The organism is Nitrospirota bacterium, assembly GCA_016214855.1.
Taxonomy (GTDB): Bacteria; Nitrospirota; Thermodesulfovibrionia; order Thermodesulfovibrionales; family UBA6898; genus UBA6898.
Genome location: JACRMT010000013.1, coordinates 38,015 through 55,874, shown reverse-complemented (window position 1 = coordinate 55,874; position 17,860 = coordinate 38,015). Strand labels below are relative to the sequence as shown.

Below are 17,860 nucleotides of genomic sequence, written 5' to 3'. Positions count from 1 at the left end.
CATGGTCTGAAAGCGTTTGAGATCATCAAGACACTGCCGAGATCTACGGGGTCTTTTTTGTTGCAGAAATTAGATATGAGTCCGGGAAAAAAATATAACAGAAATGCCCTTCTGTTATAATTTCCCGTACCATGATGAATTTCTTTATCGGTCTTGTAGCAGGGATGTTCGGAGGATTGGTCGGCCTTGGCGGCGGGGTGATCATGATCCCGCTTATGGTCGGCATCAGAAAGCTTACCCAGCACAAGGCGCACGGCACCAGTCTTGTCGCACTCGTCTTCACCGGCATTGCAGGTGCAATAACCTATTTCCTGAAGGGTTCGGTTGATGGGGCTGCGTCTGTGCTCCTTGCCGTCACTGCTGTCTTCACGGCAAGAGAAGGCGCGAAGTTTGCCCATGCGCTGCCTGAATGGAAACTGAAGCGCTCTTTTGGCGGATTTCTGATCGTTGTCTCTCTCCTTCTGCTTATAAAGCCCCATCTGCCCGGTCTTGTGCTTTCGACCGCGGGTTGGTACAAAGCAGGCATACTTCTGCTTACCGGTGTTTTTACCGGTTTCCTTTCAGGTATGATGGGAGTCGGCGGCGGCACGATCATGGTACCGGCAATGGTCCTGCTTGCAGGGATGGGCCAGCATATAAGCCAGGGCACATCGCTTCTTGCCATGGCGCCGGCCGGCGGGGTTGGCGCCTATACGCACTGGAGGCTCGGGAATGTTGAGGGTGGACTGCTTGCAGGGCTCATTCCCGGAATTCTTATCGGCACGTACCTGGGCGGAACCCTTGCTCATAATCTGCCTGAAGCGGCTTTACGGATCGTTTTTGCTGCGGTCCTCATCTGGACAGGCGGCCGTTATCTGGGGGCAAAGGCTCCTGCAGAGAAAAAATAATTGAGCGTTTTCATAATTCATGGGAGAATAACAATATGACACCATTCAGCAATATGAGGCGGCACAGGCGGTTCAGCGTAGATGTCATGGATATAAAGGGCAACGCAGTATTTGCCAGCGAAGTCATTATCAATGACATCAGCATTACCGGTGTTTCCCTGGTAACAGACCGGAAACTGGACATGGGCAGGGAATATTCTTTGAGGATCCTCGACAACGATCTTGATCTGCCTGTCCGGGGCACGGTTATCTGGTGCATGGAGAACGAGTCAGCAGGGGTTGCGGATGCGTACAGTCATCTGAAATATGCTGCAGGCCTGCAGTTCGCCGATCTTCCGCAGGAAATCGTTGCAAGCCTGATCAAGTTCATCTCTTCCCATCTCATCGAGAAGCACAGACAGGTGAAGGTGCATGAGATGAGCGGGCTCAGGTGCAACATCAGGTTCCATGTAGACGCAAAGGAGATGGCTGTGCTTGATGTTGCCGAGACATACAGGGTGAAAAAGCTGAGCCTCGGCGGTCTGCTGATAGAAAGCAGCCACAGCTTCGAGTCTGACACGAGGATACATATGGGGATAACCCTTCCGGGGAGCATGCATCTTTCATTCACCGGGAGGGTTGCATCCTGTATCGTATCTCCTGATACAGTCTCCAGCTTTGAGGTCGGCGTTGAATTCATGGAGATGTCCGAGCCTGACAGGATAACGCTGAAGGAGTTTATTCGCCGTCTCTATCTTGAGGATGCCGGTTTTTCTGTCGAAGGCATGATCCCGGAAGCTGACAAGTAACGGGAGAACAAGGCATGGACGGGACAAGACGCAGTGATATAAAGCCGGGCCTCAGCGTTGCGGTTATACTGAAAAAAGATCAGCGCACCGGCACGCTTACCAAAGGTATGGTGAAAGATATCCTGACGAATTCGCCGGTCCATCCCCATGGCATCAAGGTCCGCCTCCAGAGCGGGGAAGTGGGAAGAGTGAAAGAGATAATGGGGTGACAATGAGTTCTGTTTTTCATGCAGGGTAATTTTGGGGGAGGGGAAATGAACTATAACGAAGATTATGCCGGGTTCCTCAGGAAACTGCGGGTTGAAATGGGCTCATGGATAGAGAAGGGATTCATAAGCTATGAGCAGCGGGACAAGATCCTTTCCCACTACAATACTGTTTCAGAGGTCCAGACAAAGGCCGGTTCAGGCAGACTTATAACGGTGGTCTCTGTATTGGGATCAATCCTGGTTGGTCTCGGCATTATCCTTTTTGTCGCGTCGAACTGGCACCTCATCCCGAAGATCGGCAAGCTTGCACTCCTGTTCAGCACCATGATCGGGGCATACGGCGCAGGATATTACATGCGGTATGTCAGGCAGAATTATGTAAAGGTCGGCGCATCACTCATTTTCCTTGGCACCATGGCGTACGGCGCCAATATCTACCTGATAGCGCAGATCTATAATATAAGCGTTCATTATCCTAACGGCGAACTTCTCTGGGTCCTCGGTACGCTTCCGCTTGCCTATCTGCTCAGGTTCAGGACGATCCTGACCCTTGCTCTTGTCAACCTTCTCATCTGGCTCGGCATGGAAGCGAGCTTCTGGATGCGTGAACCGCAGTTCTTTTCTTCAGTAACAGCATTTATCCCTCTTTACCTGTCTGCAGGTCTCACGCTGACTGCCGTGGGGCTTGCCCACAGGGGCTCAGAACGCTTTTCCCATTTTCATGGTCCCTACCTCTGGCTCGGCACGATCGTGACCATGTCCTCATGGTATATCTTTACCTTTGGCGACATGTTCAGGTCTGACTTCAGCGCCCCTTCACTGATGCTGTTCTATGGCGGGATGCTCGTTATTTTTGCATGCGCCCTTACCGTTGCATTTCTGTTTGACCGGCAGAAAAAGACAACGTGGTTTATTGCAGAGGCTGCATCTCTTGTCTTTCTTATGGCGGTGATACTGCTACTTGCCTTCAATAATCCGGCGATCGATGAGGCTGCCCAGGGTGTTGCCAGGCATTATGGCTCAGCCATAAAAAGCGGTGTTGTGACTTTCCTCTCCCTGTCATCCAACCTCCTGTTTGCTGCTGCGATCATCGGCATGATAGCGCTCGGGTTTGCCAGAAAAGCGGCCTTCTATATCAATGTTGGCCTGCTTTTTTTCGTCCTGGACGTTTTTGCGAGGTATTTCGATTTCTTCTGGAAGATGCTGCCGCGGTCGCTCTTTTTTGTCATCGGCGGGCTTATGCTTATCTTCGGCAGTCTGCTTCTTGAGCGAAAACGCAAGCGGGTGCTTGCATCGTTCAATATGAAGGAGGAACTGTGATGACAAAGAAATTCATCGCCATCGTGCTTATCCAGACCATTCTTCTCGCGGGCATTATAGCCTACCGTCATTACTGGGTGAGCACGGGTGAAAAAGTTCTGCTCAAAACAGTCCCGGTCGATCCCTGGAATATGTTCCGCGGCGACTACATGGTCCTGAGCTATGACATTTCGCGGATCAACCTCACCAAACTTGGCATCAGGGATGAATATCGCAGGAATGATAATGTCTTTGTGCTTCTTCGGAAGCAGCCTGACAATACCTTCGAATATTCAGGCATATCTCATATGAAACCGGAAAGAGGGACTTTTATCCAGGGAAGGGTGACGAATGTATTTGACGAGTCACGCTGGATGGTGACAGCAGCGGGAGAGGCCGGCGAGACAAGACAGTTTGAACTGCGGTGGTTCTCCGGGGCGAGAAGCAATGATAAGGTTCTCTTCTGCACGCACAGGAACGGCCAGGTGGATTTTCAGCTGTTTACGGAAAAAAACACGCCTCAATGCAGCAAGGAAGATCTGTCATTTGTTGGTACGGTTGCCGGGTCCCGAGAGATCAGAGAGAAGATACTCAGCGTGGAGTATGGCGTTGAACACTATTTTGTCGAGGAGGGAAGGGGCAGCATTGATGCACTGGCGAAACAGCAGAATGTCCCGCAGGCTCAGCCGCAGGTCAGAGACCAAAGCAGACTGCATGTCGAGGCTGCCTTGCGCAGGGATGGCAAGGCGCTTATTTCACGGATCTTCATCGACAACAGGGAGGTAAAGTAGGGACCGAAAGGTTCTGAACCAATCTATGGAAGAGTTTGCCCTGAACAATCGGGAATATATCGAATTGAACAACCTCCTGAAGGTGCTTGGACTCTGTGATACCGGAGGCATGGCAAAGGCTGCTGTTGCCGAGGGCCACGTCAGGGTCAACGGCAGTGTTGAACTGCGCAAGCGCTGCAAACTGCGCAGGGGGGACAAGGTTGAATTCGAAGGTCATGAGATCATTGTTGCATGACCTGGCTATAAGCGATGCATGTTGTTGCAATCCATAGTCTGGGGCAGGACAGGGAAACGCATGCCTCTGCCCTTGCCCTGGCCCTGGACAAGACCATGTATGAGGTTCTTTCCCGTCTCCGCTCGCCGGGAAATGGTCCCTTTACCGTCGGCGTATTCGCTGATCAGGAACGGGCAATGCAGATGAAAGCAAAGCTGCAGTCAGCAGGGTTCAGTGCTGTTCTCCTTACAGAGGGCGAGATTGTTGCAGAACTTTCTCCTCTGATCGTCAGAAAATTTGCGCTCAGCGTGACTGGTCTTGCTGTGGTAACAGAGACCGGTCAGAGTCTGAGTATCCCGTTCCAGAATGTCCGTCTTATCCTGCGGGGCATAGGGATCGTCAGGGGCACAACCACAGAGACGGTGAAGAGCCGATCAGTGAGCCTGGGCCGTGCAGTAATGTCCGGAGGTTTGATGCTTACCAGGACCACCAAGACTGTTCAGGAAGTCGCGGTCGAGGAGCGTACAGCGTTCTTCAACCTCTATGCCGGAGACAACCCCTTACTGGTTTTTCGCGAGAATGCGCTTGTCTATGATTCGCTCGGTCCGATGCTTCAGCCGTCGCGTGCGCTTAACTTTACCTGTCTTATAGCTGAGCTGCGCAGCCGGTGTCCGGGTGCTCAATATGACGAGCGCCTTCTGACCCGGCCTGCCCAGATTGCTCTCCTTGGTCCGACGCTTAATCCGGAGGAGCATCTGAGCGTGGCCACAGCGCTGTTGGCAAAGACACTTTCGTAGACACTGACTGAGTTGCAGGCAGAAACACCTCCTGGTGCATGATATAATAACGTGGCTCGGATGGAGCAGAAAAAAGGGTTCACTCAAGGGGCGGGTAAAAGAAGATGAAGATCGCAGTTTCGCAGTTACGGGATGAGGTTAATGTCGAAGAGGCCGGCAGACAGGAAAAGCCGCCGGTCGGCACAGGATATAGCGGCATCACGATACCCAAGGGCGTCAACAGGAAGCTGCTGATAAAGAATATGATTGCGCATTTTGTTGCAAATAATGATCTTGCAGATTTTACTGCTCCGGATTTCGGGCTCAGCGAGGAGCAGAGGAGTTCACTCAAAGAATTGCTCCTCGAATCACGGAACCGCACGGTGGAAGATATGTTAAGAAAGGGAACGTTCACGTTCTGGCAAAAAGGGACAAAATTCATGGTCTTCAGAAGACTGTCTGACGATCATATTTCGTCCAACCCTCTTGATGGCGTGGTTGTGAAGGCTGCGCTGCCGGGGACCGATCTCAAGAAGGCTCTGAAAGGCTATGGCAATGCCAAGCAGTATCTGGGCAAGGCCCTGAGCGTGGCCACCTCTCTCTGTAATATCGACCTGAACATCAGGGACGCAGAGGGCGTAGAACGGCGGGTCAGCCTTACCGATGTCCTTGTTCAGGAGAGGGTGATTGTGATCGGCGAAATTGCAAAGATGGTGAGGGAGAAGACCCTTGAATTCAGGGAGCGGGATAAACTGCAGGGCATATCAGCCCGCAAGACCGAGAAAGACCCTCTGATCGCGAAACTGACCTCGGAATATAAGCAGATCTCTCAGCTCTGGACAGGGCTCTGCGACACCATGGAAAAAAAGAACCTGCGCGATACGGATGAGTTCAGGCAGCCGGCTGCCATGGAGAGGAATTTCGGCATTGAGGTGCCGCCGGGCATGACTCTGCCGGACTGGGGTTACGAGGGGTTCAGGGAAGTGAAGAAGAGGATCAAGCGCAAGGCAGAAGCGATACAGAATGAAGTGGAGAAGAGAAAAAAAGAGGCCGGCTTTTTCCGGAAATTGTTCGACAAGAAAAAAATGCAGGAGATCGAAAAAGAGACTGCCATTCACCTGGGGCGGGAGTATCTGCGTGTGAAGGGTTTTGATTTTGACAGCCTGGTGGTCGTGAATCAGTCGCTTGAAATGAAAAAAGACCGTGTTCCCGATGTCTTTGAAAAAGAAGTTCTGAAGTCATTTTCCCATCTGCTGGATACGGTCATTGTTCAGGAAGCGTAACGCTGGGAAAAGGTTTATGGAAAATGAGGAGTGCTTTCTGAAGTCAACAGCTAATTCAAATAATTGCCCTGTTCCGAGATACGGTCAACTTAACGCAAAGCGGCGCGTCCTTGGGACTCAATTTATGCTGCTTTTTATTGCGAACATGGTTTCTGTTTTTATTCTCGACAGAGATCATGTGCCAATAAGTAAAGCATTTGAAATATACTTCTTCGGCATTGGAATGTTATCTATGCCGCTTGCAGCATATTTCACTCTAATTATTGAATGCGAATATTGTTCGTGTTTAAATTTTAGAGGAATAACAAAAGTTTGTAAGCATTGCTCTGCTCCAGTTGGGAATAGCTCGGATTAAAACGGTGGAGGAATTGATAAAATCTGTCGTTGCGCCTTTCTTCTCATAACCTTCATCGTTGCATCTTCCTGAAACGTGTTGAGTTGTAGGTGAACTGCGCAAGGTCTGATTCATTATTCGATACCCCGCCCGGCCTCCCCTTGGAAAGGGGAGGAGACGCCCATTACAACAATGAGGTGGAGCTATTATCACCCAGGATTTTTCAGCTTATGCTGGCATCAAATGAGACCTGCTACTCCACCTTCTTCAGAGGCACGCTGCAGGCGTAGTAATCCCTGTGATATAATAAATTCGGGTTACAAAAAGGGGGAAACAATGTCTGTTGCGATGAAGCAAAAGGAAGAACAGATCAAAGTCAAACAGTATTTAACCGATGTGAAGGGCCAAAAGGTCGCCGCAGTCCTCGACATGCGGGAACTCGCAAGGGTCAATGATCTGCTGGAGGACCTCCTTGATCTGAAGGCAATTGAAGACCGTGTAGCAGAGCCGTCAGAAGATTACGAAGCATACAGCCGCAAGAGAAAAGCTCGCCTTCATGTATAGGATTTCTCTTAAGAAATCCGCGAAAAAAGAACTCGACAGCCTGCCAGACCAGATATTTCTCAAGATTGATACGGCCATATTGTCGCTGAGAGGAGAGCCTTTCCCTTATCCGCATGCAAAGAAACTTAAAGGTGAAGACAGATGCAGGCTTCGCGTTGGCGATTACAGGGTTGTTTATTCTGTAGATGAAAATCAAAGGATCATCACTATTTTCCGTATAAGGCATAGAAAGGACGTCTACAGATAGAAAAAAGGCTGCATTTGACAAGTTGCCCCATTGCAGCTATAGCCGCATTCAAGCCGAAACAAATCTGCAACTAAAATCTAAACAGCACAAAATCGCCAGATACGATTCTTTACTCCACCTTCTTCAGCGGTACGCCGCAGGAGCATTTGCCGGGACTGACCGAAACCGTGTTGCATTTGCAGTCAGGGCCGCAGTTGCAGACATACTTGCCCTTGAGAGGATATTCCTTCACCTTATAGTTACAGCCGCATTTGGTCTGGTCTTTCGGATCGAATGCGCATGGGCACTTGTCGTCGTCGCACTTGCAGAGATATATCCTGTCCTTCTCCCTGTCGATCCTGATCACCTTTCCCTTTGCAAGCGCAAGGCCGCATTCGCAGGTACCCGGCTCAAGATAGGGTGAAGGGCAGGGGCAGCCTTCTTCGCAGTCGCAGAAATAGACATCTGCTCCTTTTGTCGCCGTGTCCGCTGTCCATGACGCAGTGGCTGTAAGTCCGATCGCAATTGCCAGCATGAGTGCTGTCCTGAAGATCTTTTTCATTTCACACCTCCGAAGATGGTCAGTTTCAAAAAAAGTATGCTGATCCGGTAAAAGTCCCGAATCGGTCTGAAGTTTGTAGTATAGTCGCTGTCATAGATCGCCGAGACAGGCATGCTGTAGATCCGAAACCCGGCCTGTCCTGCCTTGATCAGTATCTCTGTCTCTGTCTCAAAGCCGGTTGTCTCGAGCTGCACTGTCTCCAGCACCTCCCTTTTGTAAAGGCGAAAGCCTGACTGTGTGTCATCGATCCGGCAGCCCGCAGCCATCGAGATGCAGAATACTCCGATCCGGTTCGGGATATAACGATACAACGGCATTGCCGCCCTGTCCCAGAGCCTTGTACCTATTATTATATCACCTCTGTCGGATGCAAATGCAGCAAGAAAATCTGCTATTTCGGCAGGTGCATGCTGGCCGTCGCCGTCAACCGTCATGACAGCATCATATCCCTGTTTGAGCACATGGCTGATGCCGGTCCTGAGAGCCATACCTTTGCCGCAATTCTGCTCATGTCTGATCACATGAGCGCCTGCTTTCTCGGCCAGTTCGGCAGTGGTGTCATGCGAGCCGTCATCGACCACGATCACCTCAGGGATGACTTTCCGAACACCTGCGATAACTTCGCTGATCCTCTTCTCTTCATTAAAGGCAGGGATCAGGCAGCAGAACTTGCTGCTCATCGGTTTGTTCTGCCTTCATACAGTCTGAGCAGTGCCGGAATAAGGGTCAGTGAGAGGACGATAGAGAGGGTAATGCCGATGGATGCCACCTGGCCCATGGTCGCCAGTCCCTTGTATGTGGAAAAACCGATAGAACCGATTCCAGCAACGGTTGTAAGACCTGCTACGAGTACAGCCTTGCCGGTCTGGAGAAAGGTCGTGCCGATGTCCCTGTCAGCACGATACTGATGCAAAAGGTGGACCGTATAGTCTGTGCTGATGCCGAAGAGCAGCACAAAGATGATTGCATTCATGAAGTTGAGGCTTATGCCGGTCATGCCCATGATGCCGAGTGTGCAGATGATGCTGACAATGACCGGGACCTGGCAGAGCAGCACAAGGCCCAGCTTTCTGAAATCGACGAACAGGACGATGTTCACGAATGCCAGCGCAATAAGGCCGATGAGTGCCGTATCTTTTTTCAGGATCGAAATAAGCTCCTGCCGTATGAAGGCAGGCCCGGTATGCGTGTATCCGTCCAGCGCTGACAGGGGCGCGTCCTTTCTCAGATTGCCCGTAACAATGATCCTCCACTGGTCGTCCTCATTGATCAGCAGCCTTTCAAGCACGTCTTTGATCGGCGCAACATCCCTGAGCGTGATCGTCTCCCTGTTGCGCAGTATGGTATGCAGACCTTCCGTGAATACCCGGAACTCTGAAACATCAAACCCTTTTTCTGCGGCGATCTTCTGAAAATCCCGGACGACCCTCTGCGGATCAAGCTCAGCAAGAGCTGCGAGATTCTTTTTCTGCCGTGCTTGCGGCGGCAGGATATCTCCTGCTGTTGTTATATGTTCTAAATTCTTTGCAAGTGCCTCCTTTATCTCAACACTTCTTACCAGAGCTGATTCCATCTCCATGGAGATGTCTGTAATAAAGACGCCCTGTTCTTTGATGTAGGTATCCTTCAGCCGCTCAAATGCCTGACGCGGTCTGTTGTCATCAGTACCGAGTTTGGTGATATCTCCCATGAACTGGATGCGGGGGATGAAAAAGGCCAGGGCTAAGGTTGAGAAGAAGAACAGGCAGATGATGCGCAAAGGCCTCTGGTACGCATATAAGGCAATATTCCTGAGCGCACGGATCTCGATAAACCTGCCTGAGGACGGCTTTATGGTGAGCGATGCCAGGGTGAAGAGCAGGAGCCAGCAGAGGAGCATGCCGATGCCGGTCAGAAGGCCGAGTTCACGGATCCCCCTGAAGGACGAGAAGACCATCGGCAGAAAAGTTATTGCGGTGGTAAGGGCGCCGGTGGTTATGCCGCGGTACACGGCCTTGATGGTCCTGTCCATGCGTTCGGCAGGGTTTGTATGTTCTTCTGCGGTCACGAGGTATCTGACGTAAAGCACAATGCCCAGATCGTCGCTCAGTCCGGCGAGCATGCCGGCGAATGCGCCGGTCACCTCTGAAAGGGCATTGGAAAAGAGAAGCGTTATGCCGAGGGTCATGATCATCGCGGTAACGACCGGGAACATCACATAGAGCAGTCCTTTCAGCGACCTGAAAAATATCAGAAATATGAGCATTACGCCCGCGAGAGAGGAAACCGTATTCATGACGATCTCCCTCTTCATGGCAGATGCCTCATGGAGTGTGATAGCGTGGCTGCCGGTTATCTCCGCAGTGAGGTCAGTGCCCCTGTATCGTTCCAATATTGATCCCGTGCTCTTGATGAACTTCTCCGAGAATGCAATATCGCGCGGCGAGCCGGCAGGCGTAAGGATCATGATCAGATTTTTTTTATCAGGGGTCAGAAAATAGCCTGAAGAGGGATCAAAGGAACCATCAGCAAGGCGCATATGCGGCAGGAACATCTCAAAGAAGTTCAGGGGATCGGCCATGGTCAGGCCTTCCTGGCTGCCGGGCAGCAGCAGCCTCTGGCGGGTCTTTTCGAGTTCCCGTTCCATGCCCCCGGGACTGAGTTTCCTGGTGAACTCCTCCATCTCGCCCGGTGACAGAAGCAGGGGGGCTTTTTTTGCATAGACGTCTCTCAGAAATGTCTTTGCCTCTCCGGATATTTTCCAGGAGACCTTTGTCACCATAGGGGATGAGCCGATCTCCCGGCCGATCGCTTCTATCTTTTCGACATGGTCCATTATCCGGTCGGAACTGAAGACGATATATGCCTTATCCATGCCGCCGGTCTTATCGACAAGATCAAAATAGAGCGAGGTCTTTGGGGCGTCTGCAGGGATCAGGCGTGTGACATCGGTATTGAAGTTCGCGCCGAGTATTGCGCCGACAGATGCCAGCACGGCAATGGCCGATGCCAGCACGGTGATGATCGGAAACCTCCTGGCAAGGGCCCAGATGAACGGAAGCTTATCCTCTCTGGTTCTCATCAAAGTGAAGAACTATCCCCCCGTCTGCAATAACCTTCCCTGAAGCAGAGGCGCGGGCAATAAAAATATACATGCCGCCTATGCTGCGCTCTACGATACTCTCCACCTCAAGCGTATCGCCTGCCCTGACCGTCCCGTGGAAGTTCAGGCCGCTGATGGCTGCGAAGAGTGAGCGTCCTTTTCTGCCGCTTGCAATGCCTGACACCTGAGCCATGGATTCAATAATATAGACCTGGGGCAGTGTGCCGTCAGGAAGCACGATGGGGTCATTGATGGTTATCTGCCGGGAACCCTTTGCCCGCCGGCCTTCTTCGATCACCTCTGCCGTATCGAGCATGATAAAAGGATACCGGTGCGGAAGATACTCAGAAGGCCGCATGGAAGGGCTATGTTCTGCTCTTGATAACGTAGTCAGCGAGGGCATTCACTGATGCAAAGGCCTCTTTGCCGACATCTTCATCAGGGATACTGATGCCGTAGGTCTTTTCGAGGCCGACGACCAGTTCAAGGGCATCGATAGAGTCCAGGCCGAGTCCGCTCCCGAAGAGCGGCGCTGAAGCATCGATATCTTCAGGGCTCATATCCTCCAGCTTCAGGTTCTTTATAATCAATGCCTTCAGTTCTTCAACAAGTGCTGCTCTTTCCATCAGGTAAGTCCTCCGTCAACTGATATATATTCACCGGTAATATATCCTGCCTCAGGCGAAGCAAGAAATGAAACTGCCTGTGCCACTTCTTCAGGAGTTCCGAACCTGCCTGCCGGGATCATGGAGATGAACTCCTGTCTGATCTTCTCATCCATGTCTCTGGTGAGTTCTGTTGCTATCACACCCGGAGAGACTGCATTCACCGTGATGTTGTACCGGCCGACCTCGCGCGCCAATGACCGGGTAAAACTGAGTATGCCTCCCTTTGATGCCGCATAGTTCGTCTGTCCTGCCCTGCCCATAAGAGCGCTCGGCGAAATGATATTGATGATCCTGCCCCATTTGTTGCCGATCATGGGCCTCAGCACTGACTTTGAACAGTAGTATACGCTGTTCAGGTTCACTTCTATGACCTTGTGCCAATTCCTGTCCGGCATCAGCATGAGGAGGCCGTCCCTGATGATGCCAGCGTTATTCACAAGGATATCGAGCCTGCCTTCGTTCTGCACGATCGTCCCGATCATGGCATTTACCTGTTCCTGATCTGACACATCAGCCTGTATGACGGCCGCGGAACTGCCGTCAGTATTCAGTTCACTGAGCGCTGCCTCAGCGGCCTGCGAGTCAGAGGCAAAGTTCATATAGACCCGAATGTCTTTGCCTGCAAGCGAGCGGGCAATGGCCCTGCCGATGCCTTTTGTGCCGCCCGTGACGAGTGCTACGAGAACGGACACGGCACCAGCTCCTCTGCCCTGAAAGATTCCGCGTCGCGTTCAATCCATCTGACCAGTTTTGAGAGAACATCAGAGGGGCCGACTTCGACAAAACGGTTGATGCCTCTCTGCCGGATAGCCTTTACCGTGTCTCTCCAGAGCACTTTTTGGGTAAGCTGTGTAGCGAGCACGCGGGCAATGCCTTCGCTCTGCAATACGTCGCCGTCAATGTGGCTTATGACCGGGATCTCCGGCTCTCTGATCCCCAGCATGGTTACAGCCCGTCCGATCAAATCTTCTATGCCGTGCATAAGAGGACTGTGCAGGGGATAGGCTATGGACAGCTCTTTTACGGAAAGTGCACCGTCCTCAAGTGCCATGCTGCATGCTGACCGAACCGCGTCTTTCCAGCCTGAAATGACCGTCTGAGTAACGGAGTTCACGTTGGAAACATAAACATCGTCAAGCCCTGCGCAGATCTCTTCAACCTGTTCTGTTCGCAGCCCCATGATCGATGCCATCAGCCCGGCCCTGTTATTCGATACCGCCTCTATTGCCTTCTGAACATGTATGATGACGGCAGCACAATCTTCCAGGGTGACAGCGCCGGATGCATAGAGCGCTGCATAAAAGCCGAGGCTGTGGCCGGTGACACACTGAAAGTCCTCCTGTTTTCTGAGCAGCTGCCAGTAGCAGGCGCTTGCACCGAAGACCGAGAGCTGGGAGACCACAGGATCGCTCAGTCCATGGTTCGTATGTTTCAGCGCAGCCTCAAGGATATCCCTTTTGGCAACATGCCCGATCCTGCTGAAGATCTCAGCGGTCACCGGCGCCTTCTTTATGGAAGCGAGCATTCCCGGATACTCGGACCCCTGACCGGGGAATATGGCAGCTGTTCTTAACAAGGTCTCTCCATGATTTTTGACTTCATATTATGCCATGCCGGCGGACCATTAGCCAATTGTGACGGCTTCGTAAAAAGTCCGTATGCTGCGTTGCGCTTCAGTTATGGGTGGATGGATTCAAGAATCCCCTCCTTACCAAGGAGGGGTATGGGCCAAAAGTAGGTGCTTTAGGCAGAGGTTTTGATTACTTTATCCGATACCCCACCCGACCTCCCCTTGTAAAGGAGAGGAGCCGCATCTCGCATAACTGAATGCTTACTACGCTGAAAAACCTTTTATGAACAGCTGTGGTAAAATATACAATCAATCAAAAAGGAAGGAAACAGATGGCACAGGTTAAAGAAGGCGATACAATAAGGATTCACTATGTTGGGAGGCTTGAAGATGGATCGGTCTTTGATTCTTCTGAAGGAGGCGCTTCGCTTGAGATGAAGATCGGCAGGGGCGAGTTCATTAAAGGTCTCGAAGAAGGCGTTATCGGCATGGTGCCGGGCGAGACGCGGTCGATCTCGATGACCCCTGACAAGGCATATGGCCCATGCATGAAGGAGAAGATCTTTGAGTTTCATAAGGACAGGATCAGCGAGGGAATTATGCCTGAGGTCGGCCAGCAGATGCAGCTGTACCGTGCTGACGGGATGCCCATTGCGGTAAAGGTCATCGAGAAGACAGAAACCGGGTACATTATGGATGCGAACCATGCCCTTGCCGGGCAGAACCTTATCTTCGATGTTATTCTCGAAGAGATCGTGACAGAAGAGGCATAGCCTCTTTCTTGACATCAGCGAACAGGGCATATTACATTTAAACCGTGAAATACCAGGTACTTCTTGTAGAAGACTCAAAAGCGATACAGCAGATGTACCGCAATAAGCTTATGCTGGAGCAGTTTGCGGTGGTCACTGCTGACAACGGCATGGAAGCGATCAAGGCCCTCTCGCTGAGCAAGCCGGACATTATCCTCCTTGACCTTATGATGCCGATCATGGACGGATACAAGGTGCTCCAGGTCGTCAAGACCGACCAGAAGTTCAAGGATATCCCGGTAATTGTCTTTTCGGCCAAGGGCCAGCCCGACGAGGTCGAGAAGGCGCTGAGTCTCGGCGCTGCCGGTTACATTGTGAAGTCCATCACCAAGCCGAACGAGGTCGTAGAGAAGATCCGCGCAGCCCTGACCCAGAAACCTGCTGAACAGGCGGTCGCGCATTATAATATTGAGATCAAGGAATCTCTCTATGATGCAAAGAAGCTTTCGGAGGATTTCAAGCTCAATGGCTTTGTCTGCCCATCCTGCAATGTGCCGATGCTCCTTGATCTGATCCCTGACTTTTCCCATGATACCCCGTGGTTCACCGCAAAGTTTTTCTGCCCGCGGTGCCATGCCAACAAGTAATACAGCCATTTTCTGAAATGCCACAAAAGATAGATCTGAAGTCCCTCTCCCGGGAAGAACTGTTCAGTTTTGCAAAGGCGCAGGGTCTGCCCAAATACCGCGTTGGTCAGCTTATGCACTGGATGTATGAAAAATATGTTCAGGATCTGCAGGAGATCACCGAATTCTCAAAGGCCATGCGCGAGGACCTCGGCAGGACCGCGTATATCAGCAGCCTTGAGCTTGTCACGCGCCAGCGGTCAAAGGACGGCACAGAGAAATATCTCTTTGGACTCGAAGACGGCCGGACGATCGAGAGTGTGCTGATCCCGGACGATGACCGCCGCACGCTCTGTATATCGTCGCAGGTCGGCTGCGCCATGGCCTGCAGCTTCTGCCTTACCGGAGAGACGGGCTTAATCAGAAATTTGAAGGCCCATGAGATCGTTGACCAGATCCTGTCGGTCAACAGGCTGATCAGGCCTGAGAGGGTCTCGAACATCGTGCTTATGGGTATGGGAGAGCCGCTTGCCAATTTCGATGAAGTGGTCGATGCGCTCTGGAGGATCACGGATATCCTCGGCATATCAAAACGAAAGATCACGCTTTCGACCTCCGGTCTGGTGCCGAAGATGATGGAACTGCCGCAGAAGGCGCCTGGCGTTAATCTTGCCATTTCGCTGAATGCAACGACCGACGCGGTCCGGGACCAGATCATGCCGATCAATAAGAAATATCCGCTCAAGATGCTTCTTGACGCCTGCAGGAGGTATCCGCTTCAGCCGCAGCGTTTGATCACGTTTGAATATGTGCTGATCGACGGGGTTAATGACACTATCGAGGATGCGGAGAGGCTGGTCAGAAAGCTCAAGAACATACCCTGCAAGATAAACCTGATCCCGTATAACCCTCATGAGGGGAGCAGCCTGAAAAGACCTTTGCAGGAAAGGGTGCTTGCGTTTCAGCAGGTGCTGAAGGAGAACCGCATGACAGCGCTTGTCAGGGAGAGCAAGGGCCAGGACATCCTTGCAGCCTGCGGACAATTGAGGGGAAAACTGTCAGGAGAAAAGGACAACGCGTTATTATGAAACCGATCAACGTTAAAACAGCCTCGGGTCTGATCGAGCTTCTTGTGCGCATGGGGTACACGAAGACGAAGATCAGGCAGCTTCTGAAGCACCGGGCCATAGCGGTCAACGGGAAGCTCGTGACCGGGCATGACCATCTTCTGTCAGCAGGTGATATTCTCGCTCTTGATACCAAGCCTGAGCCGGGCAGGGATATCCTCGTGAAACATGACATAGAGGTATTGCATGAGGATGATGCTGTTATGGTGATCAACAAGCCTTCAGGCCTGCTCAGCATAGCAACAGAAAATGAAAAAAGAGAAACTGCATACTACCTGCTGAACGCGTATTTCAAGGAGCGCAACCCTTCAAGGCCTGACCGCATCTTTATTGTCCACCGGCTTGACCGGGAGACCTCCGGCCTGCTCGTATTTGCAAAGAACGAGGCAGCAAAGAAAAAGCTCCAGGAAGCCTGGGAGCATGCAGAGAAGAAATACTATGCGGTTGTCGAAGGCGTGCCAAAGAAGAGGGAAGGGAAGATCGAGAGCTATCTGAATGAAACAAAGGCGTTCAAGGTCTATTCAGCGGCAATGTCCGAGGAGACCAAACATGCAGTCACGCGGTATAAGGTCATCAAGGCGGACAAGGCGCATGCGCTGCTTGAGCTGATCCTCGATACCGGCCGCAAACACCAGATCCGCGTGCATCTGTCTGATATGGGATACCCGATCGTCGGCGACAAAAAATACGGGGCATTGTCGAACCCGATCCGCCGCATTGCGCTCCATGCATACAGCCTCTCTTTCCCCCATCCGCTCACAAAGAAAAAAATGGAGTTCACCACCCCCATACCGCCTGCCTTCGGCTCGCTTGTAAAGCATATGGTGTGAGCGCCTTAAAATGTGTTACAATGTCTTACGAAGTGCAAGGAGGATTGGATATGAAGGATACTATCACCATACGGTTGCCTGAGAAGCTTCAGAAGGAACTCGATGCAGTTGTCAGCGAAGAACATGCATCAAGAAGTGAGATCATCAGGGTCGCTATTGAGAGATATCTTGCATTGAAAAGATTCAGGCAGCTGAGAAAAAAGACCCTCCCCTTTGCAGAGGCTCAGGGCTTACTTACTGACGAGGATGTCTTCAAGGCCATTTCGTGAGGTTTGTCCTCGATACGAACGTCATAATAGCTGCATTTGCAGCCCGTGGACTCTGTGCAGAAATACTTGAAGTATCAATTTCCGGCCATACCATTGTGCTCAGTGAGTATATCCTTGCAGAGACTCAGGAGAAACTTATAAAGAAGATCAAGTTGCCAAAAAAGTCAGTGCTCGACATTATTCAGTATCTTAGGGATGTTGCAGCGATAACAACGCCTGTGCCCCTTGACGAATCTCTCTGCCGGGACAAGGATGACGTTCAAATTATCGGTACTGCATTAGCCGGTTTAGCAGACTATATCGTAACCGGCGATGATGATCTTCTCGTTCTGAAGGCTTACAAGGGGATAAAGATTGTAACGCCGCGCCAGTTGTGGAGTAGCCTCAAAGGACAATGAAAAGAGACAAGTATACTTATCGGGTCACATGGTCAGAGGAAGACAACGATTACGTCGGTCTTTGCGCTGAATTCCCGAGCCTAAGCTGGCTTGCGCATTCTCCGGATGCAGCGTTAAGAGGTATCCGTAAGCTTGTGAAGAATGTCGTTGACGACATGATCCATAACGAAGAGCCATTACCAGTATATAATTATTTTTGGTGATAATAAACTATGGATACTTGGTCAATAGGTGAAATTGTCTCTGCAATAATAAAGATTATAGGAGGGTTAGCTCTTGCCATCGTCCCGAGATTAAAAAATTATGAAAGACCTCGATGGGTATTAACGGCGCTTTTCATCACCGGTTTATCAGCTATTATCGGCGGGCTGTTATTTTTTGTTCGGCTTGGCTTCGGTTCGAGTCTCGATACAGGAACCTTATACAAAATTAGCCATTTCAAAACTTTCTTTGGGGGTGTAGGGTTAGGTGCACTTCTGACGTTATTTATTTCAGGCGAACTAAGCCCTCGAAAATGGAAATAATAATGGGTAATAATCCATAAATGTCTAACCCCGGCGGGTCAGCCGAATCGTTCTCTTCCCTTCATAGCTATTAGGAGATTT

At 51.1% G+C, this 17,860-nt stretch carries 24 protein-coding genes; 17 read left to right on the top strand and 7 right to left on the bottom strand.

All coding sequences use genetic code 11. The features are described from left to right. The first annotated feature begins 134 nt into the window (after positions 1-134). The 10 genes from HZB62_11990 to HZB62_11945 all read left to right on the top strand — a co-directional run bounded on the left by HZB62_11990 (position 135) and on the right by HZB62_11945 (position 7,392). Positions 135-887, top strand: a complete 753-nt coding sequence (locus HZB62_11990; GenBank protein MBI5075870.1) for a sulfite exporter TauE/SafE family protein — start codon at positions 135-137, stop codon at positions 885-887. A gap of 35 nt (positions 888-922) precedes the next feature. Then, entirely contained in the window at positions 923-1,675 is a 753-nt protein-coding gene (locus tag HZB62_11985) for a PilZ domain-containing protein (protein ID MBI5075869.1), read from the top strand. Between the two features lie 14 nt (positions 1,676-1,689). After that, entirely contained in the window at positions 1,690-1,884 is a 195-nt protein-coding gene (locus HZB62_11980) for a YwbE family protein (protein ID MBI5075868.1), read from the top strand. A gap of 45 nt (positions 1,885-1,929) precedes the next feature. Continuing rightward, a complete protein-coding gene (locus HZB62_11975; GenBank protein ID MBI5075867.1) occupies positions 1,930-3,204 on the top strand; it encodes a DUF2157 domain-containing protein in 1,275 nt (424 codons plus the stop codon). Then, positions 3,204-3,974, top strand: coding sequence for a GDYXXLXY domain-containing protein (locus HZB62_11970; GenBank protein ID MBI5075866.1), 771 nt, complete (start codon positions 3,204-3,206; stop codon positions 3,972-3,974). Before HZB62_11975 ends, HZB62_11970 begins: the two co-directional genes overlap by 1 nt. Before the next feature lie 25 nt (positions 3,975-3,999). Further along, complete coding sequence (locus HZB62_11965; GenBank protein ID MBI5075865.1) at positions 4,000-4,209, top strand: RNA-binding S4 domain-containing protein; 210 nt, start codon at positions 4,000-4,002, stop codon at positions 4,207-4,209. Positions 4,210-4,223: 14 nt separating this feature from the next. Beyond that, complete coding sequence (locus HZB62_11960; protein MBI5075864.1) at positions 4,224-4,985, top strand: hypothetical protein; 762 nt, start codon at positions 4,224-4,226, stop codon at positions 4,983-4,985. Between the two features lie 104 nt (positions 4,986-5,089). Then, the gene (locus HZB62_11955; GenBank protein ID MBI5075863.1) at positions 5,090-6,247 is read left to right on the top strand and encodes a hypothetical protein; all 1,158 of its coding nucleotides are present in this window, start codon (positions 5,090-5,092) and stop codon (positions 6,245-6,247) included. A 670-nt stretch (positions 6,248-6,917) separates the two neighbouring features. Next, positions 6,918-7,145, top strand: coding sequence for a hypothetical protein (locus tag HZB62_11950; GenBank protein ID MBI5075862.1), 228 nt, complete (start codon positions 6,918-6,920; stop codon positions 7,143-7,145). Beyond that, the gene (locus HZB62_11945; protein MBI5075861.1) at positions 7,138-7,392 is read left to right on the top strand and encodes a type II toxin-antitoxin system RelE/ParE family toxin; all 255 of its coding nucleotides are present in this window, start codon (positions 7,138-7,140) and stop codon (positions 7,390-7,392) included. The genes HZB62_11950 and HZB62_11945 overlap by 8 nt, the downstream gene beginning before the upstream one ends. Positions 7,393-7,501: 109 nt before the next feature. Here the strand turns inward: HZB62_11945 and HZB62_11940 are convergent, their stop codons facing one another. Genes HZB62_11940 through HZB62_11910 form a run of 7 tightly spaced genes read right to left on the bottom strand, consistent with a single transcriptional unit; the run spans position 7,502 to position 13,259 of the window. Continuing rightward, positions 7,502-7,933 (bottom strand): hypothetical protein, encoded by a 432-nt coding sequence (locus tag HZB62_11940; protein ID MBI5075860.1) that lies wholly within the window; start codon positions 7,931-7,933, stop codon positions 7,502-7,504. Beyond that, entirely contained in the window at positions 7,930-8,613 is a 684-nt protein-coding gene (locus HZB62_11935) for a glycosyltransferase family 2 protein (protein ID MBI5075859.1), read from the bottom strand. The genes HZB62_11940 and HZB62_11935 overlap by 4 nt, the downstream gene beginning before the upstream one ends. Next, positions 8,610-10,997, bottom strand: a complete 2,388-nt coding sequence (locus HZB62_11930) for an MMPL family transporter (protein MBI5075858.1) — start codon at positions 10,995-10,997, stop codon at positions 8,610-8,612. The genes HZB62_11935 and HZB62_11930 overlap by 4 nt, the downstream gene beginning before the upstream one ends. Then, a complete protein-coding gene (locus tag HZB62_11925; GenBank protein MBI5075857.1) occupies positions 10,975-11,373 on the bottom strand; it encodes a hypothetical protein in 399 nt (132 codons plus the stop codon). Before HZB62_11925 ends, HZB62_11930 begins: the two co-directional genes overlap by 23 nt. 7 nt (positions 11,374-11,380) lie before the next feature. Next, positions 11,381-11,641 carry an acyl carrier protein gene (locus HZB62_11920; GenBank protein ID MBI5075856.1) on the bottom strand — a complete coding sequence of 87 codons (261 nt, stop codon included), beginning with the start codon at positions 11,639-11,641 and terminating at the stop codon, positions 11,381-11,383. Then, complete coding sequence (fabG, locus tag HZB62_11915) at positions 11,641-12,375, bottom strand: 3-oxoacyl-[acyl-carrier-protein] reductase (protein ID MBI5075855.1); 735 nt, start codon at positions 12,373-12,375, stop codon at positions 11,641-11,643. Before fabG ends, HZB62_11920 begins: the two co-directional genes overlap by 1 nt. Then, entirely contained in the window at positions 12,360-13,259 is a 900-nt protein-coding gene (locus HZB62_11910; GenBank protein MBI5075854.1) for an ACP S-malonyltransferase, read from the bottom strand. Before HZB62_11910 ends, fabG begins: the two co-directional genes overlap by 16 nt. Positions 13,260-13,585: 326 nt before the next feature. Here HZB62_11910 and HZB62_11905 point away from each other — a divergent pair, with 326 nt between their 5' ends. The 7 genes from HZB62_11905 (at position 13,586) to HZB62_11875 (ending at position 17,779) form a co-directional block, all read left to right on the top strand. Further along, positions 13,586-14,026: an FKBP-type peptidyl-prolyl cis-trans isomerase gene (locus HZB62_11905; protein ID MBI5075853.1), complete on the top strand. Its 441-nt coding sequence runs from the start codon at positions 13,586-13,588 to the stop codon at positions 14,024-14,026. 44 nt (positions 14,027-14,070) lie between these two features. Beyond that, on the top strand, positions 14,071-14,652 hold the full coding sequence (locus tag HZB62_11900) for a response regulator (protein ID MBI5075852.1): 582 nt from the start codon (positions 14,071-14,073) through the stop codon (positions 14,650-14,652). 17 nt (positions 14,653-14,669) lie between these two features. After that, positions 14,670-15,719 carry a 23S rRNA (adenine(2503)-C(2))-methyltransferase RlmN gene (rlmN, locus tag HZB62_11895; protein ID MBI5075851.1) on the top strand — a complete coding sequence of 350 codons (1,050 nt, stop codon included), beginning with the start codon at positions 14,670-14,672 and terminating at the stop codon, positions 15,717-15,719. Next, a complete protein-coding gene (locus tag HZB62_11890; protein ID MBI5075850.1) occupies positions 15,716-16,588 on the top strand; it encodes an RluA family pseudouridine synthase in 873 nt (290 codons plus the stop codon). Before rlmN ends, HZB62_11890 begins: the two co-directional genes overlap by 4 nt. A 50-nt stretch (positions 16,589-16,638) precedes the next feature. Continuing rightward, positions 16,639-16,857 carry a ribbon-helix-helix protein, CopG family gene (locus HZB62_11885; protein ID MBI5075849.1) on the top strand — a complete coding sequence of 73 codons (219 nt, stop codon included), beginning with the start codon at positions 16,639-16,641 and terminating at the stop codon, positions 16,855-16,857. Then, positions 16,854-17,255 carry a putative toxin-antitoxin system toxin component, PIN family gene (locus HZB62_11880; protein ID MBI5075848.1) on the top strand — a complete coding sequence of 134 codons (402 nt, stop codon included), beginning with the start codon at positions 16,854-16,856 and terminating at the stop codon, positions 17,253-17,255. Before HZB62_11885 ends, HZB62_11880 begins: the two co-directional genes overlap by 4 nt. 212 nt (positions 17,256-17,467) lie before the next feature. Beyond that, entirely contained in the window at positions 17,468-17,779 is a 312-nt protein-coding gene (locus HZB62_11875) for a hypothetical protein (protein MBI5075847.1), read from the top strand. Positions 17,780-17,860 lie beyond the last annotated feature (81 nt).